Raw genomic sequence first — 26,468 nt, 5'->3', positions numbered from 1 at the left:
TGTATCAGAAAAGGAACATATAAAGCGAATATTGTCTATGGGGTCACCTTTTGCAATTGGTCCTGATACAGAAGCGTATCTTTGTAGCCTTGCAAAAATTGCTCGATCATATGAATCTTCTGCTCCATGTTCAATCCCTTGCCTCGCAGCAGGATGCTCGGATTCGGCTCTTGGTCGCTTCCCTGCTTGAATCGATTCTCGTGCTTCAGACATAGCTGATCGACCTTTTTTCGGTCAATGCGGCGTTTCTCGCCCGTCGCGAAGCGAAGGAGAATATCGTCACCCTTGCCGCTAATTTGCTCCATTCTATATTGCGTCCCGTATACTTTCATTCGCGCTACGGCAAGCAGATTGCTTACTGCCTGCGGAAGATCTCCAAACCGGTCTACCAGCTCGTCAATTACATCATCCGACTCTTCGAAAGTTCGAATGGCAGCGACTTTTTTGTAAATCTCGATTTTTTGAATGCTGTCGTAAATGTAATCCGAAGGCAAATAAGCGTCGATGCTGACATCGATTACTGTGCTTACCGGCTTCTCTTCTTTTATTTCCTCGCCGCTCATCTCTGCCTTGCGCTTCGCAATCTCATCAGCAAGCATCTGTGAATACATATCAAAGCCTACTGAAGCAATGAAACCATGCTGCTCGGCCCCAAGCAGATTGCCCGCTCCGCGTATGGACAAGTCCCGCATTGCGATTTTGAAGCCGGAACCAAGCTCCGTAAACTCCTTTATCGACTGCAGACGCTTCTCTGCTACTTCGGTAAGCACCTTATCCCGCTGATACGTAAAGTATGCATATGCAATTCGGTTTGAGCGTCCAACACGGCCGCGCAGTTGATAGAGCTGCGAGAGTCCCATCTTATCGGCATCATGCACAATTAACGTATTGACGTTCGGAATATCTACGCCTGTTTCGATAATGCTCGTACTGACTAGAACGTCCGACTCGCCATCAAGGAAATCAAGAATCGTCTTCTCCAGCTCCTGCTCGGACATTTGCCCATGCCCAACAGCAACTCTAGCTCCTGGTACCAGAGCATTAATCTGCTCGGCCATTTGATAGATGCCTTGCACCCTGTTGTAGAGATAATAGACTTGGCCGCCGCGCGCAAGCTCCCGCTCGATCGACTCCCGCACGAGAGACGGGCTGTATTCCACAACATACGTTTGAACCGGAAAGCGATTCTCTGGAGGGGTCTCAATAACCGACAAGTCGCGTACGCCGAGCATCGACATGTGCAGCGTTCTCGGAATCGGCGTCGCTGTCAGCGTGAGTACGTCGACATTTGTTTTCAGCTTTTTCAGCTTCTCTTTGTGCGAAACACCGAAACGCTGCTCCTCATCGACGATTAGCAGTCCCAGCGATTTGAATATAATATCCTGTGAAAGCAAGCGATGCGTGCCGATAACGACATCAACCGTCCCTGCTTTCAGACCCTTCATCGTATCATTCTGCTCTTTGCGCGAACGGAATCGGCTGAGCACCTGAACGTTAATTGGATAACCGGCAAAACGCTCCCGGAATGTCTCATAATGCTGCTGTGCCAGAATAGTGGTTGGCACCAGAACCGCGACCTGCTTGCTGTCCATCGCCGCTTTAAATGCTGCACGGATTGCTACCTCCGTTTTGCCGTAGCCCACGTCGCCGCAAAGAAGCCGGTCCATCGGCTGCGTTTTTTCCATATCCTTCTTAATTTCTTCGATTGCACGAAGCTGGTCACGCGTTTCGTCATAGGGGAACATCGCCTCGAACTCATTCTGGTACGAGGTATCTTGTCCGAAGGAATAGCCTGGCGCCGTTTGCCGCTCTGCATACAGCTTTATGAGATCATCTGCAATATCCTGCACAGACGCCTTTACCTTGCTCTTGGCCCGCGTCCATTCGCTGCCGCCGAGCTTGTTGACCTTTGGCTCTTTATCCTCGTTGCCCACATACTTCTGAATCATGTCCACTTGCTCAATCGGGACGGACAGCTTATCCCCGCCCGCGTAAAGGATATGCAAATAATCTTTATGAATGCCTGCAATCTCAAGCGTACCGATGCCTACGTATTTGCCGATACCATGATTATGGTGAACGACATAGTCGCCAACCTTAAGCTCGGTGTAGCTTTTAATGCGCTCGGCATTGTCTACCTTTTTATCCAATCTCCTAGCTTTGCGCTGCTTCTGCGAGAACATCTCGCCTTCCGTAATAATAACAAGGTGGGATGACGGCAGCTCAAATCCGGACTGCAGGTTGCCCTCCAGCAGCGTAGGCATTTCAATGCTGTAATCATCCAGAACACGCCGCATCCGCTCCATGCGTTCCGCATTGCCGGCAAGCATCATGACCGTTGCCCCTGTTTTATGCCAACGCTCCATTTCCGTCTTGAGCACATTCATCTGCCCATGGAAATTTTGCATCGAACGGCTGGTCATATTTAAAATATTTTGAGGCTGCGAATGCGGAATTTGTCTTAGGAACAGGGATAAGAACAAAGTCGGGAACGGACGGTGATGCAAGATCTCTTCCGTGTCGCGCGCCAATACAAAGCCTGGCAGCGATTTGCCGTTCTGAAGCAGATGCATCGACCATTCCGCCTCATCCCGTTCCAATTGTTTGGATGTCTCGATTAGGCGCGTTGGCTCATCTAGTATGAGCAACGTATCGCTCGGCATATAATCGACAATGGTTTGCCGCTCTGGATACAGCAATGAAACATACTTATATATCTCAGGAAAATAAACATGCTCGCGCAATCTCTCAATCTCGCCGCCGAGCTCCGTGCGAAGACGGTCCTTCGCCGTACGGTCCGTCATTTTGTCGAGCTGCTTCTCAAGCAGCTGCTGCGCGTGGCCAGCCGCAATTTCCATACGGTGTCCGTCTGCTAGAAGCTCCTGGCAAGGCGGAACGACAAAAGACTCCAACCTGTCGGAAGAACGTTGATCCGCCGGGTCAAAGGTACGAATGGAATCGATATCGTCTCCGAACCATTCGATGCGATACGCATGAGAAGCCATTAAAGGATAGAAGTCAACAATGCCTCCGCGCACGCTCATCTCGCCGCGAAGCTCAACCCGGTCAGCTCTCGCGTAGCCGAGCGCCGTCATTTGGCGAAGGAACGTGTCAATCGGCAGTGAATCGCCGACCTTTACATCGATTTGCGCTTCAGCCATCACGCTGTTGATCGGCAAATACCGACGAACCCCGGAGAACGGCACGACAACAATCCCGCGATAGCCTTTAGACAGCTTGATCAGCACGTCCATTCGCTGCGCCAGCGTCTCGGGACTCGAGATCGCTGCTTCTGCAGCAACCAGCTCATTGGCGGGATATAACAATACGCTATCTGGAGAAAGACATTCCTGCAGATCCTCTGCAATCTTCTGTGCCGAGAACATATTATGGGTAACTACGAGCATAGGACGCTCTACATCTTCCTGCAGTGCTGCAATAAGCACCTGCCTGGAAGAGCCTGCGAGTCCAGATATCATCTGTTCACGCATGCCTTTACGAATACCGGATATGACGGACTGAACGTCCGCATCCGCGGCAAAAGCATTAATTAACGCTTTCAACTTTTGCGACACCCCGTTTCTATACACAATCGGAGAGTGATACGATCGCTCCCTGTACATTGAAAAGAAGCCTCAGCCAAACCGCTAAGGCTCACAACATTTACTTGCCGTCATTGAAGTGGACTAGTTACCAAATGAAGCTCTGGGTTCGCATCAATCGCCTCTCGGCAATAATCGCAAACAACCTTTACCGTTACATCTCCATTTGGGTCATACGCTATTATATCGCTGCGTTCTTCGGGGGTCAAGAAATGGAAACCGAGCTGCTGCTCGGTAATATTCGACCCGCTAAGGGAACCGATTGACGTTCTGCAATGCCGACAGATATAGTTTACAGCCATATGTATGCCTCCTGAAGGTTTGTTATTCCCTTCAGTATGCCCGCTTAATGGCAATTTAACAGATTAACGGTTAAACTTTGCCATTGTTTCCTCGAATGGTGCCTTCAGCCTGAATTCTATTGCATCGCACGCGTCTGAAATCATTGCAGACAGCTTTTCTTGCTCACTCTTCGGAAATGACGAAAGCACGTAATCGGCAATATTCATTCCCGGCTGCGGCCGGGAAATGCCCATTCTAACGCGATCAAACGTCTGCGTGCCCAAATGCTGGATGAGAGACTTGATTCCATTATGACCCCCAGCACTGCCTTGATAGCGGAGACGCAGCTTGCCGATTTCAGTATCCAAATCATCATATACTACGACCCCGTCTTCGAGATCCGCCTTGAAGTAATCAAGGAACGAACGAACGGACTCACCCGATAAATTCATATATGTCATCGGCTTTATAAGGATGACTTTCATGCCTTGCACATTGCCCTCGCCGATTAATGCTCTGCATTTATTTTGCGTTACGTTAATTCCCCAGCGTTTTGCCAGCTCGTCAATGACCATAAATCCGACATTATGCCTAGTCCCTTGATAAGCGCCGCCGGGATTGCCTAGTCCTGCAATCCACCTCATTGCTTGCTCCACTCCTTTACGGACAAATGTAACACAATCTATTGCAAGCGTAAACACGTGGAGGTATCCGGCGGAAGCAGTATGATTTCGATTAACCCTCTCAAGCAAACAACAAACAACGCCGTCCTTATTCTGGACGGCGCCGATTGCGCTGCGCATTTATACCCTGCCAAGCAGATATCGCTACAAGCTTTTGACGCCTTCAAGCTGCTCTTCCTTGGAACGGGCATCGGCCTCTGCAGCTTCCACTGCAGCATTCTCTGCTTCTTCCTCGGTAAGCTCCTTCTGCGGCGCCAGTATAGTCACGACAACCTGCTCTGGATCAGCTAGCGCCTCTACGCCTTTCGGCAGGCTCAAGTCGCTTACAAGCAAGCTTCCGCCAACCTCTAGCGCCGAGATATCTACAGTTACCGCATCAGGAATACTGCCCGGCAAGCACTGTACCTCAAGCTCATGGAGGATGATTTGGAGGATTCCGCCTTCACGCACCCCTTGCGAATCTCCTTCCGCTTGTATGCGGACATTGGCACGGACGTTTTCATTCATATTTATTTGATGGAAATCCACATGCAGCACCTGACGGCTTAACGAATCCCGCTGGATTTCCGATATCATCACAGACGTTTTGCCGTGTGAAGGAATATTAATCTCCAGCACAGCATTAGGCTGGCTGCGCAGCAGCGCTTGCAGCTCTTTGCCATCCACAGCTACTTGCGCTGCTTGGTCTAATTGTTTTCCATAAACCACACCAGGTATTTTTCCTTGGAGCCGCAATTGGCGCAACTCGCCTTTCGTCGCGACCGTTCGTTGATCCGCCTTCATAGCTATCGCCATATCAATTACCTCCTAGAGTTTGCTTTGTTTAGAAGAACTAAACGAAGCATTGCAAATCATTTCCCTATAACTTACCCACTCCCACCAAAAATTAAACTTTTAATTCCTCCTCACCACACAAGCGTAAACGGCTGAAGCCGTCCTCTGGCGGTTAAGCTTACGTTTCGCGTAGAAATATAGAGAAAGTTGGCGAAATGATATACTTTCCTATATTTTAAAAAAACATGCAGGAACGAATTCGATTACGAATTCTTCCCTGCATGTTGTCGCTTAGAACCTAATTATTGCTTGCCTTTATCTTTTTTCGCTTTGGCACGTCCACGGATTTTATCCGCGTAGCCCGCTTTGTTGACTTGACGCTCGCGCGCGATAGCAAGGTCTCCGGCTGGCACGTCATGTGTTACTGTTGAGCCAGCCACGACATATGCGCCATCACCGATTTTCACAGGAGCAATCAAGTTGACGTTGCTTCCGACGAACGCATTGTCGCCGATCTCGGTTACGAATTTATTGTAGCCGTCATAATTGACCGTAATCGCGCCGCAGCCAATATTTACGTCTTTGCCGACTTTTGCATCGCCGACATAGCTTAAATGGGATACCTTGCTGCCGTCATCAAGCGACGCATTTTTAAGCTCGACGAAATCGCCGATTTTGCAGCCTATGCCGAGCTTTGAGCCTGGACGCAGATTGGCATAAGGACCCACTGCGCTCTTATCGCCAACAATTGAGTCTGCAACTACCGAATATTTGATGGCTACGCCATTGCCTATCGTACTATCAGCAATGTCCGCCTGCGGGCCGATCACGCAATCTTCTCCAATAACCGTTGCACCGCGCAGAAAGGTACCCGGGTAAATCACCGTATCCGATCCGATTTGAACATCAGCCTCTATATAGGTTGAAGTTGAATCAATCAACGTTACGCCGCCTAGCAAATGATTGCGATTAATTCGCTCACGCATAAAGCCCTCAGCCTCTGCAAGCGCAACGCGGTCGTTTACACCAATCGCTTCGGCTAAGTCAGTCGTGCAGTAGCCTTGAACCGATTCTCCTGCCTCGCGGTAGATGCCGATCACATCGGGTAAATAATATTCGCCCTGCGCATTATTGTTTGTTACCTTTGCGAGGGCCGCGAATAGCTTTTTGTTATCAAAGCAATAGGTTCCTGTATTAATTTCCTTAACGTCTGCTTCCTCGGCAGAGCAATCCTTCTGCTCTACGATCCGCTGCACAGTGCCGTCAGTGCCCCGTATAACGCGTCCATAACCGGTTGGATCGGCAAAAGCTGCCGTCAGTACGGTTGCAGCTGCCCCGCTTGTTTGATGGAGCTCAAGCATTGCTGTAATTGTTGCAGCTTTCACAAGCGGAGTATCGCCGCAAATAACGATCGTCGTGCCCTCTTCATCGCCAAGCAGCGCTTCTGCTTGGCGCACGGCATGGCCCGTACCTAGCTGCTGCTCTTGCAGCACATATTCTGCGCGATCTCCCAAGTACGACTTCACCATTTCCGCACCATGTCCAACGATTACGACTGCACGTTCTGCTTGCGCTTCTTTAACTACGTCCAGCACATGACCGACCATCGGCTTGCCGCATACCGGATGCATCACTTTATATAACTTCGATTTCATTCGCTTGCCCTGTCCAGCAGCAAGCACAATCGCCATAACCTTCAATTAAAAGACCCCCTAGATCGTCTATCGATAATCATTGCAGCATTTCGCCATTTACTAGCTATATTATATATTCCATTATACGAAGATGTTCTTGGTTTTCCAAGCGTTAACGCTAATGGGCCGTCTATTCCTACGTACGTCTAGGCCTCAGCTTAACAGAGCTGCCCCTGTATCTCGACTCTATCAGAAAACTGCAAAAAAAAGAAAAGAGAGCCATGGCTCTCTTCTCCAATCAACCCCAACCTCGAAAAAACTTGTTTAAGCGCCTTCTTCAATGACTACTTCTTCTGATTCTGCGGCACGCTCGTATTCAGCGAGAACAGCAGCCTGGATTTTCTCCCGAGTTGTTGAAGAGATCGGATGAGCGATATCCCGAAATTCTCCATCCGGAGTACGTTTGCTTGGCATTGCAACGAACATACCATTGTTTCCATCGATGACACGAATATCGTGAACAACGAATTCATTATCAATAGTAATGGATGCGATTGCCTTCATACGCCCTTCGGAATTTACGCGGCGGAGTCTGACATCAGTAATTTGCACTTGTGTTCACCACCTTTGTCTATCAGAGACTTGGTGTATACTTCCACGTTTTTGTGCCAATTCCTTCTACATTTTTGGTAAATTCATGCTCTATTTAAAATATTTTTTTCAAATTGAATCTTTTTCGTTTTCATTCGACAATTGTCGATGCAATGACCTCTATTTCGACAAAAACATCCTTTGGCAGTCTTGCTACCTCAACGGTAGACCGGGCTGGCTTATGCTCTCCAAAGTAAGAGCCGTAAATGCTGTTTACCGTCGCAAACTGGTTCATATCCTTCATAAATACAGTCGCCTTTACGACATCTTGAAAGCTCGCACCAGCAGCCGCAAGCACGGACTCCAAGTTGCGGAATACTTGATGAGTCTGCTCTTCAATGCCGCCTTCAACAAGCTCGCCCGATGCATCAAGCGGTATTTGTCCAGAAGTAAACAATAGCCCTCCGAGCTTAATTGCTTGTGAGTACGGTCCGATCGCCGCTGGTGCTTTGTCCGTTGAAATAACTTGCAATGGTTGTTTTGTTGTCACTGAGGTCCCAGCCTTCCATAAAGAGATGATATGAGTATGCTGCTGCATGTCGTTATGCTTGAAAATAATTGCCTGGAATGACTGTCGTCTGCTTGGTCTTCATATCAACAGCTGTCAGCTTAGCGAGCGAGATATAGTCCTCCAGCAGCCTCTCTTCCAGCTCTACCTCGCCAGACTCGACAAATACGCCGACTCCCGCTACGATAGCCTTGAATTCGAACAGCAGATCCATCATGCCCTGGATCGTCCCGCCCGCTTTCATGAAGTCATCAATAATAAGAACGCGTGACTGTTCCTTCAGCGCGCGTCTGGCCAGAGACATGGTCTGAATACGCTTGGTTGAGCCCGACACGTAGTTGATGCTTACCGCTGAGCCTTCCGTTACCTTATTATCGCGACGCACGATGACAACCGGGATATTCAAACAGGCAGCCGTTGCATAAGCAAGAGGAATGCCTTTCGTTTCTACGGTCATAATGACATCGATTTTCCGGTCTGCGAATGCGGTGGCAAACATCCTTCCGACATCGGCAAGCAGCTCCGGTTGGCCTAACATATCCGTTATATACAAATAGCCGCCGGGAAGAACCCTCTCAGGCTGCTCTAGCTGGCGGCATATGCTCGTCATAATCGTAAGAGCCGTCGCTTCTTGCATTTTTGGCGTATACTTCACTCCGCCCGCAGCCCCTGCATGGGTATGAAGCTCACCAATGCCTTCTTCCTCAAACACTTCTTTAATAATCGCCAGGTCCTCGCTTATAGAAGACTTTGCCGATTGATATCGATCAGCGAATGCTGTCAGTGAAATTAACGTGTGGGGACGACTTAACAGGTATTGAGTCATTTCTACCAACCGCGAGCTCCGTTTCAACTTCTTCAAACACATCTCCCCCCACTAAATCCGAATAATATATTGTCAATATAACATTTTTATACGGATTTAATCAAGAAGAACGTCAGTCCTATGTCAGCATTCTTACCACATAGACTTCTTTGCAGAAGCCGCGAAGCCCATTATAAATGCGCGGAAGTTTGGCTTCCTTCGAAACGAGCCCGAATACAGTCGGTCCGCTCCCCGACATAAGGACGCCGTCAGCGCCGAGACGAATCATGCTTTCCTTCAGCTGCATGACCTCCGGATAGAGGCCTAGCGTAACATTCTCAAGCACATTGCCGAGTCCTTCGCAAATATCGGTGAAGGAGCCCTGCTCAAGCGCACGAACCATATTGGGTATGGATGGATGCTCCTTCAGCTCATTGGCACGGAATCGTCCATACACATCTGCTGTGGATACGTTGATTGGCGGCTTTGCAAGCACGACCCAGCATTGCGGCGGATTCTCGATATGCTCGAGCTTCTCGCCGCGGCCGCGGGCTATTGCGGTTCCGCCAGTGACGCAGAAAGGAACGTCAGAGCCGAGCTCCGCTCCTAAACGGCATAGCTCGTCCTCTGGGATTTGCAGCTTCCATAGCCGATTGAGCCCGCGCAGCGCAGCAGCAGCATCACTGCTGCCTCCAGCAAGACCTGCAGCGACCGGTATCTTTTTGTCCAAATGGATATAAACGCCTTGCTTCACGTCGTAGCGTTCTTTAATTAGCCTAGCCGCTTGAAAGGCCAGGTTCTTCTCGTCTAGCGGTATGTAGCCCACTTGGCTAGAGATAATGATCGTATCTCTAGGCAGCTCTTCCATTTCAAGTCGGTCAGCGAGGTCCACCATCGTCATAATCATTTCGACTTCATGGTACCCGTCATCACGCTTGCGGAGCACGTCGAGCAGTAAATTAATTTTGGCTGGAGCTTTTTCATAAATTTTCATCCGATGAGTTCACCCGTTCGTCCATAAGCTTTAAGCAACATTATATCAAACGAACGCAATAAAAGCTAAGAGATGACAATCCGTTTATATCCGGACGTCTTCCACTTAGCTTTTTCATGCCGTAATACGCTATTAATCTAAGGCTGATTGCTCTTGGCAGCTGCCTGCTCTGCAAGCTGTATCGCGCGTTTAACCATGTTTCCGGCATCCTTCGAACGAATGCCTCCCCAGCCTTCTTGTTGAACCGTATCATAAAATCCCAAGTCCTTGGCCAGCTCATATTTCAATTGCTCCGACATTACTCCGCGTCTTCGTCGACCCATTCGCAAAACCTCCGCTTCTGAATTGTCACCTAATTCTTTATGCCATTGTCACAATTGCCTAGCTAGTATGCTTCCGTTCAAGGACAACGATACAAAGGAATGCCAACCAGCTTTATTGCGGGAGCTATGCTTATTTACGAAAAAAAAAAAAGCGCAGATGCTTTCTGCGCTAACATGCCTCAAGGCGATATATATTCTACTGTTGCAAATGTGCGATACGGACTTGACCTTCATCATTGCATACGGTCACTTCCACCGACTCAGTCAGTATGTCCGCATAACTGTATGAGACACGCTTGAACGCGTGTTGTTCTTCATCCAGCTTAACAATGAAAACAGAAGGGTAGGTTTCTTCCAACGTACCGGTTCGTTCGATGGTCTTTCGTCGGCCACCGTTCGCTCGAAGACGTATTTTGGAGCCAACATGAGCTTCCAAGCTGCGTTTAATATCCAATAGCGCATTTTTTGCCATTGTCCACTACCACCTCTTTCCTTGTTCATTATAACCAAAAAGAGAGGGCTTGTCAAACAAAGCAAAATATTATATCAGTAGGAATATTTACTTGTCAACGGTGATTTCACCCAATTTTTAAAAAATGATGCATAGATATGCAAAAAATATACATATTAAGAAGTTGGTTACACTTCAATATGTATATTTACGCATTTTCAGCGGCTATTTTTCGCCCTCACCCGTAGGATATGGACCATCTTTACCAAGGCTGAAACTAACCATTTACTGTTTTAAGACCGAGTTGGACGCTGTTATTTTGGGCTTAGGCAACCCTACGCGGAATCGTCCCATCGTCTCGATGCCGCCTACGCCATCGATACCGCTTATCGTACCGTGAATAACATCAGACAAATTAATCGTGTCTTTAATGGATGTATAGCTGGCTTTAATCGCGATATAGACCGGATCCAGCGCATGAATCAATATTCGGCCTGGTGAGCTTGCAAAGTTAGAGCCTACCTGCAGCAAAGCCTCAAAATGTGACTGGCAAGCTCCGGCAATTACGATTAAACCATCACGATTCTTCTCATATTCGCGCGCAACACGAACGGCATTCACGAAGTGCTGCGAGTTTTTGTAGCTGCTTAAGCTGTACAGATCCATTTGAGCACGATTTTTCAGAACTCCGTCATGACCCGTAATGACGACAATATCAGGTTGTATTTGCGGCAGCAGTCGGTACAGCACATCAGCCATTTGCGATTCATGTACGTGAAGTCCATGCGAAGGGACATGCATCGTATTGTACAATTGCATGCTCTTCTTCAAATAGTTACCGTCGCCGTCGAGATGAAGCACCTTCCCAGGCACTTCAAAAAATGGCTGGCTCTGCTGCATCGCATGCCGAATATGATCTTCATTCTCCATAGCTTGACGCTCTCGCTCGGAGTGCATCCGTTTTAAGGAATCGTTGACTTTAATCCGCACTTCTTGAACCGCGCTTGTCGTTTCCGGATCTCGTATGACCGACAGGTCAGGAATCGGAGCATCCGCAAGCAATCGGTAATCCGTGCCCTTAAGAACCGCGGTATGTGTACGAACAGCCTCTACCTTGAACAGCACGTCACCGCCATACGATTTGCGGACGACCAGGTCCCCTTGCTTCATGGGTAAATCACCTCTTCGTCTATCCTATGGGCAGACAGTGCGAATGGTGAGTATTTTTATGACGAAACGCTTTGGGTGCCCCAGCCCGCTTCAAGCATGCTGCGGCTAATGCGGGCAAATTCTACAAGAGACAGTGTCTCTCCCCGTCTAATCGGGTCAATATCATTACTCAGAAGCATCTCAGTCAACGCTTCCCGGCGCTCTTTGCCGACAAACGCAGTCAGATTATTAGCCAGCGTCTTTCGGCGCTGTGCGAAGCTCGCTTGCACAACGCGGAAAAAATGGTCCTCATCAGGGACATCGACAGCCGGCTTCTCTCTCAGGGATAGCTTAATAACAGCCGAATCGACATTAGGCTGAGGTATAAATACCGTATGCGGCACCGTACAAACAACCTTAGGCACGCAGTAGTACTGTACTGCAACGCTCAGACTTCCGTATTCCTTGCCCCCTGGCTTTGCAGCCATACGCTCCGCTACTTCCTTTTGTATCATCACGACGATATGCTCAAGCGGCAGCTTCTCCTCAAGCAGCTTCATCAAAATTGGGGTAGTCACATAATAAGGCAGGTTCGCTACGACGCTCACACCGGAAACATCTGCAAACTGCTCCGCAAATAACTGCTTCAAATCAAGTTTAAGCACGTCGCCATGGATAACTGTTGTATGGGCTTCTTCTGCAAGTACATCCTTCAGGATAGGGATAAGCCTATTGTCAATCTCTACGGCTGTCACCTTGCCAGCTGCTTGTGCGAGCCTTTGTGTAAGCGCGCCAATACCCGGGCCAATCTCAAGCGCTCCTTTTGTTTCATCCAGCTCGGCAGCCGCGACGATGTTGTTTAGAATATTTTGATCGATCAAAAAATTCTGACCGAGGCTTTTCTTGAAAGAGAAACCATATTTGGCGATAATCTCTTTCGTCCGTTTGGGTGTAGCCACTTCAGTCCCAGCTTGTTTCACCGCCGCTTTACTGCCCGCTTCATTCTGTTCTTGACCGCTCATCGAATCTCCCCCTCCAATTGTTCTTCCATTTTCCGATATGCGGCAATAAACTCTGTTTTCGTTATTTGAAAGCTTGTACAGCGCTTAAAAAACTGCTTGCCGTTCGCATAACCGATGCCCAGCAGCTTGCCAATGATCAAACGTCGATTAGACGCATCTGGATGAACAATTAAGCCCGCTTCCATTAAGTCCTCAAAGCTCACTTCCCCGGCTTCATCCACCGACTCTGTACGAAGCTCGGAGAGTGCAGTCCGGATTGCTTCCGGGCTTGCATTCTCGATTCCGATATCCCCCTTGTACAAGGCCTTCTCCTGCGGCAAAAAGGCATGCTTGCAGCCAGGCGCATGACGCGCAACGATCTTACGAATACGCTCGCCCGCATGGTCTGGATCCGTAAAAATGATGATGCCGCGGCGCTCGTTCGCTAACGCGATTCTTCTGAGGACATCCTCACCGATAGCCGAGCCATTGGTTTCTATTGTATCTGCCTCCACCGCACGTTTGATTGCAACGGTATCAGACTTGCCTTCTACGACAATGATCTCTTTAATCATCAAGCCATTTCCTTTCTACATAAACTCCATTTACTCCGAAACATGCAAAAAGAAGAGGCAGTGCCTCTCCTTATGATGGCATATTTAATTATAAATGGCGATATGCTGATGGTATCACTGCTGCTCTAGCTTGCAGTAGGCTTATTCGGCCCAAGGACATAAACGGTTATGCCTTTCTTTCTGCCAAACTTATTAGCGACCTTTGTACTATCAAAGTATACGTCAATTTTGTTTCCTTTAATCGCACTGCCCTTATCCTCAGCTCGACGGAAACCTATTCCTTCTATATATACCCACCAGCCGATTGGAATGATTTTGGGATCTACGGCAATCGTTCGTCCCTCTTGGACCTTGGTTCCCGAAGCTGTAATTCCATATTGAGGATGGCCCTTTTCTTTGCCTGTCGAAGCCACGCCTGCTGAATAAGCAGTTAATGTAACATTTTTAAGGACGCTTTTGGCCTTGAAATTAACGCCGCCTTTGGCTAGTGTTGCAATGCTCGGGCTCTTGCTAGACAGAACCGTCACCTTAGGCTCTTCCTTCTTCGTACCAATGGCTACGACCTGATCAACAGCAGCTGTCTGAACAACCTTGCTGACCATTTTCTTCGAAATTAAAACTCCGTCCTCATACTGCTTCTCGATGCTCTCTACGATGAGACCTTCCTTACCCGTCTGCACAAGTTTTTCCTTGCCTGCAGCAAGTGTCGGGTCCACCTTCTTCACGATCGAGAATGGCATGGAGCGCTCGGACTCTGCCACCTTCGTGTCGACGCGAACAACGGTTACCGTAAGCTCGTTATCCAAAACGGTATGGAGCGGAGGCTGAACTTTATCTTGATCACGAACTGGAATATGTAATTCCTCGATCGCTGCCTGCACTGTTCTCTCTGTCGTGTACACAGTAGAGGTCTTGCCATCAGCCTTCACAATTACCGGTATCGCATGAGTCACCTCAATACGATCTCCGTCCTTTATAGCCGCATTAAGCGGTATGGACACCTCATCATGTGGTCCAATTGCGATAGCTTGTTCATCCAGTAGGCGTTGCAGGACCCATTGCTTCGTTTCTACAATGGTTTCTTGTCCGTTCACTACTACGGAGACGCTTTTGACAGCCGTTCCGTACAACAACACCAAAAACATGAAAGTCATAGCGATTGAGATAATAGCACTCAAAAGAATCAAACGCAAGTTTTCACGCTTCCATCGCAATGCGAAAGACATGCTGGATGATCGTTTCCCATGGGTGTCCTTAACCTGGAGTATTCCCACTTCATCGGTCCTCCTTCATAGCCCCGCCGCCAAGTGTTACGCATGATACAACTGACGCGACTATAGTATATTGGCGTGCAAGCACGCAATCCAGTACTGCTATATCGATCCAGGCACCCCCATCTTTTATCCCTATGTCGACAAATTCTCGATTATTCGAAAATAAAAAGAAGCCGTCGACAGAGGATCTGTTTCGTGGCTTCCCGAGTAATTGATTACACTGGGATACAGAAAATGGATGCACGAGGTTGATCACTCTCTATAACGCTTACGAGGTTAGCTGACGGATTCGGACAAGAGAGTCGCCCTATTCGCAAAACAATGCTCATGGCAATGGCTGCAAAATTCACCCCTGAAGAATTCAAAACACGGAACGCTTTCCCGCATCTGGTTCCCCCGCTCTCCAACTTGGAGATTAAGCGCAAACTGGAAATCCAATACAAAATTTTAAAGCTCTGAGATGAATCATACCCTCATACGAGGTGAATTGTAAAGATACGATAAAAGACGATTTAAGCGAAAAAGGTGGATAAAGACGGAAAAATTAAGCGATATTCGCTATAAAAATCAGTTTTTACGCGATAAAGGTCTCTCATTCTCTCCATTTCTCTCGTTTTTATACAATACCAAAACATTTTTTACCGTTTTCGGTCGTAATTAAGGCTATTTCTTCTACCGATTTGCCTAATAATTCTGCTGCCGTCTCCGCTACCCGCAGTACATATGCAGACTCATTTCGCTTCCCTCTGAAGGGGTGAGGCGACAAGTAAGGAGCATCGGTTTCAATCAAAATCCGGTCGAGCGGAACCTGTTTAAGCACCTCTTTTGGCACCCTTGCATTTTGGAATGTAACCGGTCCCCCGAATGAAATATAGAAGTTCATATCCAAGCATTGCTTAGCTGTCTCCCAGCTCCCTGAGAAGCAGTGCATGACTCCTCCGATCTCGGATGCATTCTCCTCCTGAAGGATGCGAATGACATCCTCGTGAGCATCTCGGTTGTGAATGACAATCGGCTTTCCAACCTTGCGGGCTAGTCGAATCTGTTCCCTGAATACACGCTGCTGAACATCCTTAGGTGAGGTATCCCAGTGATAATCGAGCCCTATTTCACCGATGGCAACAACCTTCTCATGGGAGCAAAGCCGTTCAATCCATTCTAGATCTTCTGGCCGCATGTCAATGCTGTCTACGGGATGCCAGCCTACCGCTGCATAAATAAAATCATGTTTCTCAGCAAGAGCCATCGTCGTTGGGATCGTTTCGCGGTTAAAGCCGATATTGACGAGCATGTGCACCCCAGCATCCTTTGCACGCTGAATCACTTCGTCACGATCCTCGTCAAATTTATAGGAATCCAAATGGGTGTGTGTGTCAAATAACAATGTCATGTTTGTGTTAACTCCTTTAATCAAGTTTAAATATTTTTTTTAATGAATCCGGAATGGAATGTATATTTTTTTTGAGCGGCTCCTCCGGATAATAGAGATGATACTGCCCTTGATGCAGCCCCGTAATTGAGCGAACGATGTCGGATTTGGCAGATATTTCGCTTATTTCATCCTGGCCATCAAGCAACAAAATCGGCGCTTTTTCTTTTTTTTCGCCTTCTTTCTTATCCGGTCTATAAACGTCGTACGGCAAGTCGAAAGGGTAATCAATTTCCATATGGTATTCGGGATTCATTCCTATAGAAGAGAAGCAATCACTTATCTCATTTAATAACGCTTCATCTGGGTTATCTATGGTTATGTACTTATATAATTGCCGGTTCATAAATCGACTGCATAGATCGTTTAATATGAGATCAGACTCTTCCGACCACTGTGTGAATGCCGTTTGAACCAGTGCCTCGTCCAGCTTCAAATAATCCTGAACTGTCATTGTATTCTGAATAAGCCTCATAATTGGTGTCGGCATCCAATCAAAAACATACCCACCCACATAAAGCTCCTGTGCTCTGCGAAATATTTGACGTAATATAATTTCTGAGCTTCTTGTAACAGGATGGAAATAAATCTGCCAGTACATTTGGTAACGCGACATTAAATAATGCTCAACAGCATGCATGCCGCTTTCTTTCACTACAATTTTCCCTTTATAGGGTCGTAATACACGCAAAATGCGCTCTAAATCGAAGGTGCCATAGTTAACGCCGGTAAAATAAGCATCTCTGAGCAAATAGTCCATTCTATCCGCATCCATTTGACTCGATATTAAACTAACGACAATGGGTTTGGGATAGGTTTTTTGGATGACAGCCGCCACTTGCTCTGGGAATTGTTCAGATACGGAACGCAGTACCCGATTGATCTCCGTATCCTCCAGAATAATCTTGCAGGTCCACTGTTCATGGTCCGTGTCGAATACCTCTTCTAGCGAGTGGGAGAATGGGCCATGGCCGACGTCATGAAGTAAAGCTGCGCATAATGAGACCAGTTTCTCCTCAGCTGGCCAGTCCGGATAACCATTGCGCTCAAACTGCGATATGATTTTACGTGTAATTTCATAGACACCGAGCGAATGCGAAAATCGACTATGCTCCGCGCCATGAAAAGTTAAATATGACGTTCCTAATTGCCGTATTCTGCGCAATCTTTGGAACTCCTTTGTATTGATTAGGTCCCAAATTGTCTGGTCCTGCACATAGATATAATTGTGGACCGGATCCTTAAAAACTTTCTCTTCTGTCAGCGGTTGCTTCATCGTCTCTCATCTCCTTTGTTCATATTTTCGACACATTAACCGAATATCATGTCGAATAGTGTCGTAATTTAGTTTCCAAATTGTCGATGCTGTTGTATTCTATTACAGAGTAATATGACCTTGGTATCTAGTCAAATACTCACTACTACGGTACTTATAAGCAATATTCTTAGTTGACTATTATGGTAATCGTTGGTATTATAGTAATACTAAAAGTAAAAACTATGTCGAACGATGGCGAATCGTATTTTGAGAGGGGCAATGATAGATTATGATGAAATCTACTGGTATTGTTCGTAAGGTTGATGAACTGGGACGCGTCGTTATTCCGATCGAACTTCGTCGTACACTAGGTATAGGTGAGAAAGATGCGCTTGAGATCTATGTAGACGGAGAGCGTATTATGCTTAAGAAATATGAGCCTGCATGTATCTTCTGCGGCAACGCAGAAAACGTTTCCTATTTTAAAGGAAAAATAGTTTGTCATATTTGTTTGTCAGAGATGCCAACACCTGTGACAAAATAAAAAAAATAGGTTATACTGTACTTATCAACTTGTTAATTCTAACCTTTTTTATACTCCTTGATGCCTTCCTGTGCTTGAACCCGGCCAGGAAGGTCTTTTTTTGTCTACATTTCCTGTTTTTAACTCATTATCCTCTGTTTACCTCATTATATACGTCGCGTTTAGGTAAACCTCGATCAAGCGCTGCTCTTTTTATTGCTTCCTTACGGTCGTATTGTTCCTCGTAGTGGGCAACATGTGCCGCTAGGTCTAGGTCCTTCCACCAAATCACAGCGGCCGGCTGCTCACTTGCGCCTATTCCTCCTGCTCCCTCTACGACTACACAGAATTCTCCTTGAGGCGGATGCTCCTCAAACCAATCTATACATTCCGATATCGTTCCGCGTATGGCTTCCTCGTGGCGCTTCGTTAACTCTCTTATGCATGCGATTTGGCGATCTCCAAGAACCTCGCCGAGAATAACGAGTGTTTTACTGATCCGATGCGGAGATTCATAGAATAGAAGCGTCCCTGCTTGGCCTTGCATCTCTTGCAGCCACTTGGTTAATGATTTTTTCTCGCGTGGAGGGAATCCTGCGAACAAGAAACGGTCAGTCGGCAAACCCGAGATAATAAGGGCAGACAATGCTGCATTTGCACCAGGAATAGGAATCACCGGAATGTCATTCTCGATAGCTTCTTTCACAAGGTCTGCCCCTGGATCTGATATGGCCGGTAACCCCGCATCGCTAACGAGTGCAATCGATTGTCCTTCTAGCAGCAATCTGACCAGCTCAGGCCCGCTAGCCCGCTTGTTATGCTCATGATAGCTTACAATTCTCGTCGGTATTTCAAAATGTGTAAGCAGCTTACGAGTTTGTCTCGTATCCTCTGCTGCAATGAGCTGCACCTCCTTAAGCGTGCGAATCGCACGAAAGGTCATATCCTCTAGATTGCCTATTGGTGTAGCGACGAGATAAAGGCTGCCTACACCGGAAGCTGCTGCGTCAGCAAAGCTTTTTTGTATATTCAAACGATTTGCACCCCATTCTCATAAACCATAATAGGCGGAAGAAGCTTAATATCCGGCTTGCCATCACGCATCGCTTCTATTAGCACCATATTAGCCTCAGCATTTGCATGTGGATGGACAAATTGAATGCGCTTAGGCTCAAGTCTCCATTTGCGCATCGTTTCAACGATATCCAACAGCCTAGACGGGCGATGCACCATTGAGACTTTACCGCCTGGACGGACAAGCCGCGAGCAAGCCTCAGCTACATCCTCAAGCGTACAATGAATCTCATGCCTAGCTATTGCGTAATGCTCATTTTCATTCTGTTCACCTGCTGTGACCGGCATATAAGGCGGATTAACGGTAACTGCATCATATATCCCATTTCCCGCTAGCTTAGGATATAATTTAAGATCCTGCTCAATCACTGTAATTTGCTCCGTTAACTGATTAAGCTCAACGCTTCTTCTAGCCATATCGGCAAGTCTTGGCTGAATTTCAACCGCATCGATCTTTGCATTCGTTCTTGTCGTCAGTAGCATAGGAATAACGCCATTTCCCGTACATAAGTCAACGATGCGACCATGCTTCGGAATACTTGCAAATCGAGAAAGCAATACAGCGTCAAGCGAGAAGCTGAACACTTCCCTGCTTTGTATAATTTTCAGGCCTGATTCTGTCATGAGATCATCAAGCCGTTCATTTGCTGCTAAAGTTATTTGTTCCGACACGTTGTAAGCCGCTCCTCGTCCTGGTTTGTTTTCATTATTGCATAGCTATATATGAATAAAAATACCGCCCTTTGCGGCAAGGACGGCATGTCGATATGGATTCCATTATTTATTTAAAAAGGAAAGACAGAATAAACAGTCTCCCTCCGTCCGCAAATGCCCGTAATATACGTTGCATATGTGGAATCCTTCGTGGTACAGCCGGGTCAAATTGTCATGTCCTTCTCCGATCGCGACACTCGCTTCTGCGAAAGCATGATCAGGTGGAAGAAGAACCTCTTGATTTGCACCAGGCTTCTTGCCTTTGGCTGGCGCTTTAACCACTTCGCGCTCCAGCTCTGCTTCTCTCTTAAACAACTGACGCAGCTGGTTGTTCTCCTCACTTAGACGCTTATTATCCTCAAGCAGCTCTTTTACCTTCTGCTTCAAATCGGTAAGCTCCTTATGGAACACGCCTACTTGGCTATCCAACTCGTCCATTTTCGCAAAAATCTTGTTCTTCTCCAAGTTCCCACCCCAGAGCTTCAAGCGTGAGTGTAACCTCACCCGTGAGAATCGCACTCTGCCGCTTATTTGATGACGACATCATCCATCGACAGTTCTTTCGGTTTACCTGGTGTATCAAATAACTGCACATACACGCTTTTGGTGGATGTGTTAATGCCCGTTACTTTACCCTCACCATATGAGGTGACCACGAATTTACCAATTGCCGGAAGCTCCTCGCGGATGCTTTCGTAATTGTCATGCTCATATTTTAGGCAGCACATGAGGCGTCCGCATAATCCTGATATTTTTGTCGGATTAAGCGATAAATTCTGATCCTTGGCCATCTTAATGGATACGGGCTCGAAATCACCCAGCCAAGAGGAGCAGCATAATACACGTCCACATGGGCCAATCCCGCCAAGCATTTTCGCCTCATCACGAACTCCGATTTGTCTGAGCTCAATCCGTGTACGAAACACGCTGGCAAGATCCTTAACTAGCTCACGGAAGTCTACTCTGCCTTCTGCCGTAAAGTAAAATATAATTTTGTTGCGGTCAAACGTAAATTCGACATCAACCAGCTTCATTCGCAGCTGATGTCCTTTTATCTTTTCAAGACAAGTAGAAAACGCATTTTTAGCTGCAGCGCGATTTTCCTCGACGACTTTCGCATCCACATCGCTTGCAATACGTATCACTTTCTTAAGAGGAAGAACGACATCCGATTCACCGACTTGCTTCTGTCCCACCACCACTTTACCGTATTCGATTCCGCGTGCTGTTTCAACAATAACATGTTGCTCCTTATCCACGGGATGCTCAACCGGATCAAAGTAATAGATCTTGCCCGCTTTCTTGAAACGGACACCGATGACATTATACAAGAATTAGCCCTCCTGTAAGTTTACCAATAGTTGCTCAAATGCGAGCTGAGGCGTAACATTTGCGCGCATACGCTTACTCGCTTCTAACGTATGCTCGATGCAGGACACCCAACCTGCGAATGAACGATTGAAGGCATGTTTGCTTAACCAATCCAACTGATCTATAAAAACAATGTTGTCCTGCCTACCGGCCTGGAATTGTATCAAATCTTTAAACCATATAACTAATAACGACAGCAGCAGCTGTGTATGCTCCACTAAATCCGTTTTAAATAGCTGCTGTCCAGCAGTGATCATCGCCGCGGTGAATCGGGTCAAACTCTCCTTGCCTAATTGTATCACTAGGGTTCTAATTTCTGCAAACTGATTCTGCTGGAGAAATTGTCTCGCTCCATCCAGTCCGGACGTTAAATGGACTGCCGTTCGAGCCAGAATGGATGGTGCGCCCTCAGCTATCAGAACCTGCAGCATGCTCTCAGGCGGCATTGGGAGAAAGGGAACCCACTGCGTACGTGATCGAATCGTTGGAAGAACAGCTTGTCCATTATCCGTTATCAATATAGCAACAACCGGTGACAGGGGCTCCTCCAAAAACTTAAGCAGGCTGTTTGCCGCTTGCATCGTCATCTTGTCGGCCTGCTCAATCATATATACCTTTCGCTTCGTTCCACTGTTGCGATAGGAGAAATCACGCTGAAGTTCTCGAATTTGGTCGATTTTGATCGATTGGCCGTCAGGGGTTACAATCGTTAAATCCGTTTGATTCCCATGTTCGAACTTTCTGCACTCTAAGCACTCTCCGCATGAGTCTGCGCCTCCTGCTGTACAGAACAGCGCCTTCGCGAATTCACGAGCCATTGCCATACGTCCAGTGCCTGAAGGTCCGTTAAATAAATAAGCGTGAGAAACCTTTCCGCTTTGCAGTGCATGCGAGAGAATTCGCTGTGCTTTCCATTGCCCTGGAATTTGTTCAAGGCTCATAGCCGTTCCTTACCTTTCCCTATGGCCGGCTAATCAAAACAACAAGTTGATTAGCAAACCCCTTATCTCGCCAATTTTATTAAGCAAGTCAATTCTTCCTTGTTCGCTGTCGAGCAAGTCCTCAGCCATGGCAATCAGTGTGGCATCAATCTCATCCAAAAGCTTGTATCGCTTGATACGACCTCTGCGATCAAAGCCTTTGACCTCTTTCAACACGACACCGCGCCTGACCGTATCCTCCAAAAACTTCTTAATCATTTGACGGTATAGCTTTAATTCCCGCACTGTCATGATTCGGCTAAGCCGCTCGCCTTGCCTATGAATATCCTGCAGCTTCAGCTGCAGCTGTTCTGCAGTGCGATCAGCATCCTGCTGTACCATGACGTCCGCAAAATTTTTAGGCTGAACCTGCTTGCTTGACGCATCGTTATTTGTACGGTTTTGCCCTAACGGCCTGAAACCCTGATCAATTTTCATCTTTTGTCACGCCCAATCAGAAATGCTCGAATCGTTCAACTGGTATGACGAATACTGCTGCGCCCCCAACTTGAACTTCGACGGGGAAAGGAATATATGAATCGGTTGAACCGCCCATCGGTGATACAGGAGTAACCAGCTGGTCCCGCACCTTGCAATTCGCATTAATTACCTGCAACACCTCATGTACTCTTTCGTCCTCTATACCGATCATAAAAGTAGTATTGCCCGCTCTTAGAAACCCACCAGTACTTGCAAGCTTTGTCGCTCTGAATCCTTCGCGCACAAGCGCGTTTGACAGTCGATTGCTATCCTTATCTTGAATAACCGCGATTACTAATTTCATCTTCATTCCCCCTTGACTACTATTAGAATAGGTTATTGATGGTTCATACTCATGCTCATCGACCGCATGCCCCTTTGAGAACGGTCTCAAAGAGATTACTGCGTGCAATAAAAAAGTCTATACTTTAAAGTTTGACATCGGTTGCATAAAATCCTGCAAATCGACTGTCGATTGCTTCTAAAACGTCATTAAACACCATTTCCGGACGTTGTTCGGCATCAATTAACACCATTCGATCCGGATTTTGCTGCAACAGCTGCAGATAGCCTTCTCTTACCTTTTCATGAAACGAATGTTTCTCAAGATCCAATCGGTTAATCTCCCGCTCGGAAGCATCGGCGATACGCTTAAGACCGATATCTGGAGAAATATCCATGTAGATCGTCAGATCAGGCATAAATTCCTGTATCGCGAATTGATTAATTGACCATACTTCATCCATTCCTAGACCGCGAGCATGCCCTTGATAAGCCAAGCTGCTATCTACGAACCGATCGCATATGACCATTAGTCCTTGCTCCAGCGCTGGTGCGACCTTCTCCACCAAATGCTGTCTACGGGCTGCTGCATAAAGCAGCGCCTCTGTCCTAGCATCCATTGCCGTATGACTGCGATCCAGAATAACGCCTCGAATCTGCTCCGAAATTGGAATCCCGCCAGGTTCTCGCGTTGTTATAACCGCTACTCCTCTTTGAAGCATTATATTCGAAAGCTGTTCAATCAGTGTCGATTTGCCGGCTCCCTCGCCGCCTTCTATGGTGATGAAAATACCTTTTCTCAAAACTAAGGCTTCTCCTAACGTTTATGTTAACTATACTTTCTTCTATATTAACAAAGCAGTATGCCTTGTACAATGAAGAAATACTTCATTTTTCAAAAGCTTCTGTCCAATCTGTCTATTCGCGGTATACCGCAATTGTTTTCATTTGCCCATCGCTTGCGCCTTGGAACTTAGCGCCTGCCAACGACAGCTCCTTAATTCGGGTTATCGCTGCAGCCGTAATCTTTTCGCCTGGATAGAGCACGGCAATTCCTGGCGGATACGGTACAACCAGCTCGGCCGAAATATGGTGCACGGAATCCTCCAAATGTATGCGTTCTGTTGCTTCATTCTTAAACCTGGCTCTCGCAAACGAAACAGGCTCCGAAATCCGGTTCTCATCAGGACTAAAGAAGCCACGTTCATATCGTAGTTCCTTAATGCTTTCCTGTTTCTTCGATCTTCTGTCATCCAGCTGTGTAATTGCATATTGAAGCTTCTGTATATCATGCAATGAAGTTTGAATTCCAAAAACCAGTACAGCATATCGGGGGTCAGCCATTTCAATATAACAACCATGCGTCTCCAGCATGTGCTGCAGCTCGAAGCCCGTCTGCCTGCCTGTTTTATCAAAAAGCACGACTCTCAACGGATCCTTGCTTAGTTCAAGCATTGTTCCACTTTCTATAGTCATTTCACAAATGTCGGTATCTTGTCTGATTAGCCACGAACGGAAGGCTTCTGCCGCGTTTAAGCTTTGTTCGAACATAGACGGACCTAACGCATCGATCATTGCTCGGGAAATATCGATAGACGCAATAATCGGAAATGAAGGGCTCGAGCTTTGAATCATCGCTAATGACTCGCTTAACACGCTTCTCGCGATTCGGTCGCCTTGAACATGAAGCAGAGCCCCCATAGTCAACGTTGGCAGCGTCTTATGAGCTGACTGCACGACTGCATCTGCCCCCTCTGATAACGCAGAACGCGGGAAGGCGCTGTGCATGCCAAAATGAGCGCCATGAGCTTCATCAACTAATAACGGTATATGATAATGGTGGATAGCCTCTGCATACGGAGCAAGATTAACTTTCATGCCATAATAATTAGGATTGGACAAAAAGACTGCTTTCGCCTCCGGGTATTTAGCAAGCGCTGCTTTCACATCCTGAACAGAAGGTATGGTCGCTAATCCGGAATGTGATTCCAGCTCGGGCAATAGAAACACAGCACGAGCTCCTGCTAAGCGCAAGCCATTAAGCACAGACTTATGTACGTTGCGCTGTACGATCACTAGGTCATTCGGTTCGCAGACCGTAAGCAGCAAAGCAATATTGCCTGATGTGCTGCCGCCTACCAAAAAATAAGAATCATCTGAGCCAAAAGTAAGGGCCGCTAACTGCTGAGCTTCTTTAATGCAAGCCTCCGGATGGTGCAAATCATCTGTTGACGAAAGTTCTGTCACATCAATTTCCATTATTTTGTAAAAATATTCAATTACCTTTGCATCTGTTGAATCGGTCCATCCAGGCTGGTTGAGCGCTTTCCCGCCATGATGGCCTGGCACGTGGAACCCCGTAACTGCTGATTTGGCATGCTGGAGCAAAGCTTCGAATACAGGTGCTATAAATGGCTTCATTATATAATGACAATCCCTTCAATATGCATGCATAATAATGGTTTACTCCATTGTACCTTAACCTCATACAAAAAAAGAGCAGCTTCTGTAATCAGAAACCGCTCATGCATTTTTACCTAAAAATATCTGTTTCATCTGATGGATAAAAAATGGATACTTGGCATCCTTAACATCCGTTTTGACCATTTCCGTTTCACAGCTTTCGCATATGAAGCCAGTCACAATTCGGATACCTTGACCTTCTTCTTTCGTTTCGCTGCAAATATTGCATTGATACTCGCGATTATCGTCCATAACAATCCCCGCTTTCTGCTTGTTCCTATATAGCTACTATTATGACACATAGTCTATCTTTTTATACTTGTTTCATAGTGCATTTCAAATATTTATATATCGTATGCCCCATCTGGGCAAATGGTTACTGTTTCAAGAAAATTGTTTCGCCAAAGCTATGGATAGTTAGCCAATAAATACCGATATAGTTAACGAGAGTCGCTTGTCAGGTTGATAAAGAAAGGACGCCTAGCTATGCATCAAAAATTATCTGAGCAAAAAAACGCTACCATTTACCAATACCAACTTGTAAAACGAACGATTATTCGTACTGAGCTCATCCAGAGCCACATACTTATAGCAGCGATATTCCTTGCATTCCAAGTGCTTATGTATCAAATGGACGGATTATTCTCCTGGTTATTCGGATTTGCGGTCGTACAAATTATACATATCGCCATTATTCTTGTTACTTTTATTGGAGTAGACGAAGCTGCCGACCGCAAATGGATTTGGAGAATTGCGCCTCCATGGATCGGATTCAAGCCTGCCAATGACATTAAACTGCTTTTATTTCGCCGTGTGCATCGTCATATGTTCTGGATTGGCTTATGTACTGTAGCACTTCTTTATCCTTGGGTTAAGGAATCATTGATGATAAGCATCGTAAGCTGGCATCTATGGCTGCTCATTCCGCGTTTGCTTCTATCCTTTTCATTTCGTAAAGAACAGAATGATGGCGTGCTCCGGCTTGAATCTAAAGAAGCCTCCTATTACCGCCGTTAGTAGACAGGCCTTAGATGCTCACGTAGAGCGTTCTAAGGCCTCTTGGTTTTATGACGTATTTAATATCAGAACAAACAAAAAACCTATCGCATCACATGCGATAGGTCTCTCGTGCTTGGCGACGTCCTACTCTCCCAAGACCCTGCGGTCTAAGTACCATTGGCGCTGGAG

At 46.8% G+C, this 26,468-nt stretch carries 29 protein-coding genes and 1 riboswitch; of the genes, 2 read left to right on the top strand and 27 right to left on the bottom strand.

Going from position 1 to position 26,468, the window contains the following annotated elements; translation table 11 throughout:
• Positions 1-35: 35 nt before the first annotated feature.
• From mfd to FHS16_RS30070, 17 genes are all read right to left on the bottom strand, one after another.
• Positions 36-3,623 (bottom strand): transcription-repair coupling factor, encoded by a 3,588-nt coding sequence (mfd, locus tag FHS16_RS30150; RefSeq protein WP_183571235.1) that lies wholly within the window; start codon positions 3,621-3,623, stop codon positions 36-38.
• 50 nt (positions 3,624-3,673) lie between these two features.
• The gene (gene fin, locus FHS16_RS30145; protein WP_183571233.1) at positions 3,674-3,904 is read right to left on the bottom strand and encodes an anti-sigma-F factor Fin; all 231 of its coding nucleotides are present in this window, start codon (positions 3,902-3,904) and stop codon (positions 3,674-3,676) included.
• 63 nt (positions 3,905-3,967) lie between these two features.
• Positions 3,968-4,528 (bottom strand): aminoacyl-tRNA hydrolase, encoded by a 561-nt coding sequence (gene pth / locus FHS16_RS30140; protein ID WP_183571231.1) that lies wholly within the window; start codon positions 4,526-4,528, stop codon positions 3,968-3,970.
• Between the two features lie 183 nt (positions 4,529-4,711).
• Positions 4,712-5,362, bottom strand: coding sequence for a 50S ribosomal protein L25 (locus FHS16_RS30135; RefSeq protein ID WP_183571229.1), 651 nt, complete (start codon positions 5,360-5,362; stop codon positions 4,712-4,714).
• A 281-nt stretch (positions 5,363-5,643) separates the two neighbouring features.
• On the bottom strand, positions 5,644-7,041 hold the full coding sequence (gene glmU, locus FHS16_RS30130; RefSeq protein ID WP_281379236.1) for a bifunctional UDP-N-acetylglucosamine diphosphorylase/glucosamine-1-phosphate N-acetyltransferase GlmU: 1,398 nt from the start codon (positions 7,039-7,041) through the stop codon (positions 5,644-5,646).
• Positions 7,042-7,299: 258 nt separating this feature from the next.
• Positions 7,300-7,587 carry a septation regulator SpoVG gene (gene spoVG / locus FHS16_RS30125; protein WP_183571227.1) on the bottom strand — a complete coding sequence of 96 codons (288 nt, stop codon included), beginning with the start codon at positions 7,585-7,587 and terminating at the stop codon, positions 7,300-7,302.
• A 130-nt stretch (positions 7,588-7,717) separates the two neighbouring features.
• The gene (locus FHS16_RS30120) at positions 7,718-8,116 is read right to left on the bottom strand and encodes a RidA family protein (RefSeq protein WP_312891129.1); all 399 of its coding nucleotides are present in this window, start codon (positions 8,114-8,116) and stop codon (positions 7,718-7,720) included.
• A 52-nt stretch (positions 8,117-8,168) separates the two neighbouring features.
• Entirely contained in the window at positions 8,169-8,996 is an 828-nt protein-coding gene (gene purR / locus FHS16_RS30115) for a pur operon repressor (protein ID WP_183571224.1), read from the bottom strand.
• Positions 8,997-9,078: 82 nt separating this feature from the next.
• The gene (gene ispE / locus FHS16_RS30110) at positions 9,079-9,933 is read right to left on the bottom strand and encodes a 4-(cytidine 5'-diphospho)-2-C-methyl-D-erythritol kinase (protein ID WP_183571222.1); all 855 of its coding nucleotides are present in this window, start codon (positions 9,931-9,933) and stop codon (positions 9,079-9,081) included.
• 137 nt (positions 9,934-10,070) lie between these two features.
• The gene (locus FHS16_RS30105; RefSeq protein WP_183571220.1) at positions 10,071-10,256 is read right to left on the bottom strand and encodes a small, acid-soluble spore protein, alpha/beta type; all 186 of its coding nucleotides are present in this window, start codon (positions 10,254-10,256) and stop codon (positions 10,071-10,073) included.
• A 196-nt stretch (positions 10,257-10,452) separates the two neighbouring features.
• Entirely contained in the window at positions 10,453-10,728 is a 276-nt protein-coding gene (veg, locus tag FHS16_RS30100) for a biofilm formation stimulator Veg (RefSeq protein WP_053373389.1), read from the bottom strand.
• A 264-nt stretch (positions 10,729-10,992) separates the two neighbouring features.
• Entirely contained in the window at positions 10,993-11,877 is an 885-nt protein-coding gene (gene yabG, locus FHS16_RS30095) for a sporulation peptidase YabG (protein WP_183571217.1), read from the bottom strand.
• A gap of 56 nt (positions 11,878-11,933) precedes the next feature.
• Positions 11,934-12,878, bottom strand: a complete 945-nt coding sequence (gene rsmA / locus FHS16_RS30090; RefSeq protein ID WP_183571215.1) for a 16S rRNA (adenine(1518)-N(6)/adenine(1519)-N(6))-dimethyltransferase RsmA — start codon at positions 12,876-12,878, stop codon at positions 11,934-11,936.
• Complete coding sequence (gene rnmV / locus FHS16_RS30085; RefSeq protein WP_183571213.1) at positions 12,875-13,432, bottom strand: ribonuclease M5; 558 nt, start codon at positions 13,430-13,432, stop codon at positions 12,875-12,877. The genes rsmA and rnmV overlap by 4 nt, the downstream gene beginning before the upstream one ends.
• 125 nt (positions 13,433-13,557) lie before the next feature.
• Positions 13,558-14,706 (bottom strand): resuscitation-promoting factor, encoded by a 1,149-nt coding sequence (locus FHS16_RS30080; RefSeq protein WP_312891128.1) that lies wholly within the window; start codon positions 14,704-14,706, stop codon positions 13,558-13,560.
• 250 nt (positions 14,707-14,956) lie between these two features.
• Positions 14,957-15,138, bottom strand: a riboswitch (cyclic di-AMP (ydaO/yuaA leader).
• 184 nt (positions 15,139-15,322) lie between these two features.
• Positions 15,323-16,090, bottom strand: a complete 768-nt coding sequence (locus FHS16_RS30075; protein ID WP_183571323.1) for a TatD family hydrolase — start codon at positions 16,088-16,090, stop codon at positions 15,323-15,325.
• Between the two features lie 22 nt (positions 16,091-16,112).
• Entirely contained in the window at positions 16,113-17,411 is a 1,299-nt protein-coding gene (locus tag FHS16_RS30070; RefSeq protein WP_183571211.1) for an HD domain-containing protein, read from the bottom strand.
• A gap of 271 nt (positions 17,412-17,682) precedes the next feature.
• On the opposite strand from FHS16_RS30070, the gene FHS16_RS30065 reads away from it, so the two are divergent.
• Positions 17,683-17,937: an AbrB/MazE/SpoVT family DNA-binding domain-containing protein gene (locus FHS16_RS30065; protein ID WP_028609554.1), complete on the top strand. Its 255-nt coding sequence runs from the start codon at positions 17,683-17,685 to the stop codon at positions 17,935-17,937.
• A gap of 127 nt (positions 17,938-18,064) precedes the next feature.
• On the opposite strand, the gene rsmI is transcribed toward FHS16_RS30065, so the two are convergent.
• The 10 genes from rsmI to FHS16_RS30015 form a co-directional block, all read right to left on the bottom strand.
• Positions 18,065-18,949, bottom strand: coding sequence for a 16S rRNA (cytidine(1402)-2'-O)-methyltransferase (gene rsmI / locus FHS16_RS30060; protein ID WP_183571209.1), 885 nt, complete (start codon positions 18,947-18,949; stop codon positions 18,065-18,067).
• A complete protein-coding gene (locus FHS16_RS30055) occupies positions 18,946-19,614 on the bottom strand; it encodes a tRNA1(Val) (adenine(37)-N6)-methyltransferase (protein WP_183571321.1) in 669 nt (222 codons plus the stop codon). The genes rsmI and FHS16_RS30055 overlap by 4 nt, the downstream gene beginning before the upstream one ends.
• Positions 19,615-19,767: 153 nt before the next feature.
• Positions 19,768-20,169: an initiation-control protein YabA gene (locus FHS16_RS30050; protein ID WP_183571207.1), complete on the bottom strand. Its 402-nt coding sequence runs from the start codon at positions 20,167-20,169 to the stop codon at positions 19,768-19,770.
• Between the two features lie 62 nt (positions 20,170-20,231).
• Positions 20,232-21,035, bottom strand: coding sequence for a PSP1 domain-containing protein (locus tag FHS16_RS30045; protein WP_053373398.1), 804 nt, complete (start codon positions 21,033-21,035; stop codon positions 20,232-20,234).
• 3 nt (positions 21,036-21,038) lie between these two features.
• A complete protein-coding gene (gene holB, locus FHS16_RS30040; RefSeq protein WP_183571205.1) occupies positions 21,039-22,016 on the bottom strand; it encodes a DNA polymerase III subunit delta' in 978 nt (325 codons plus the stop codon).
• A gap of 33 nt (positions 22,017-22,049) precedes the next feature.
• The gene (locus FHS16_RS30035; RefSeq protein WP_183571203.1) at positions 22,050-22,493 is read right to left on the bottom strand and encodes a YaaR family protein; all 444 of its coding nucleotides are present in this window, start codon (positions 22,491-22,493) and stop codon (positions 22,050-22,052) included.
• 16 nt (positions 22,494-22,509) lie between these two features.
• Entirely contained in the window at positions 22,510-22,839 is a 330-nt protein-coding gene (gene darA / locus FHS16_RS30030) for a cyclic di-AMP receptor DarA (RefSeq protein WP_137186827.1), read from the bottom strand.
• Between the two features lie 124 nt (positions 22,840-22,963).
• Positions 22,964-23,620, bottom strand: coding sequence for a dTMP kinase (gene tmk / locus FHS16_RS30025; RefSeq protein WP_183571201.1), 657 nt, complete (start codon positions 23,618-23,620; stop codon positions 22,964-22,966).
• 115 nt (positions 23,621-23,735) lie between these two features.
• Complete coding sequence (locus tag FHS16_RS30020; protein WP_183571199.1) at positions 23,736-25,238, bottom strand: aminotransferase class I/II-fold pyridoxal phosphate-dependent enzyme; 1,503 nt, start codon at positions 25,236-25,238, stop codon at positions 23,736-23,738.
• A 102-nt stretch (positions 25,239-25,340) separates the two neighbouring features.
• Complete coding sequence (locus FHS16_RS30015; RefSeq protein ID WP_183571197.1) at positions 25,341-25,532, bottom strand: sigma factor G inhibitor Gin; 192 nt, start codon at positions 25,530-25,532, stop codon at positions 25,341-25,343.
• A 234-nt stretch (positions 25,533-25,766) separates the two neighbouring features.
• Between FHS16_RS30015 and FHS16_RS30010 the strand changes: the two genes are divergently transcribed.
• On the top strand, positions 25,767-26,297 hold the full coding sequence (locus FHS16_RS30010; RefSeq protein WP_183571195.1) for a transposase: 531 nt from the start codon (positions 25,767-25,769) through the stop codon (positions 26,295-26,297).
• Positions 26,298-26,468: the final 171 nt, after the last annotated feature.

Origin of the sequence: Paenibacillus endophyticus (assembly GCF_014192395.1) — a bacterium.
Classification (GTDB): domain Bacteria; phylum Bacillota; class Bacilli; order Paenibacillales; family Paenibacillaceae; genus Pristimantibacillus; species Pristimantibacillus endophyticus.
The sequence above is the reverse complement of the archived record's forward strand: the minus strand, read 5'-3'. Positions and strand labels throughout refer to the sequence as shown.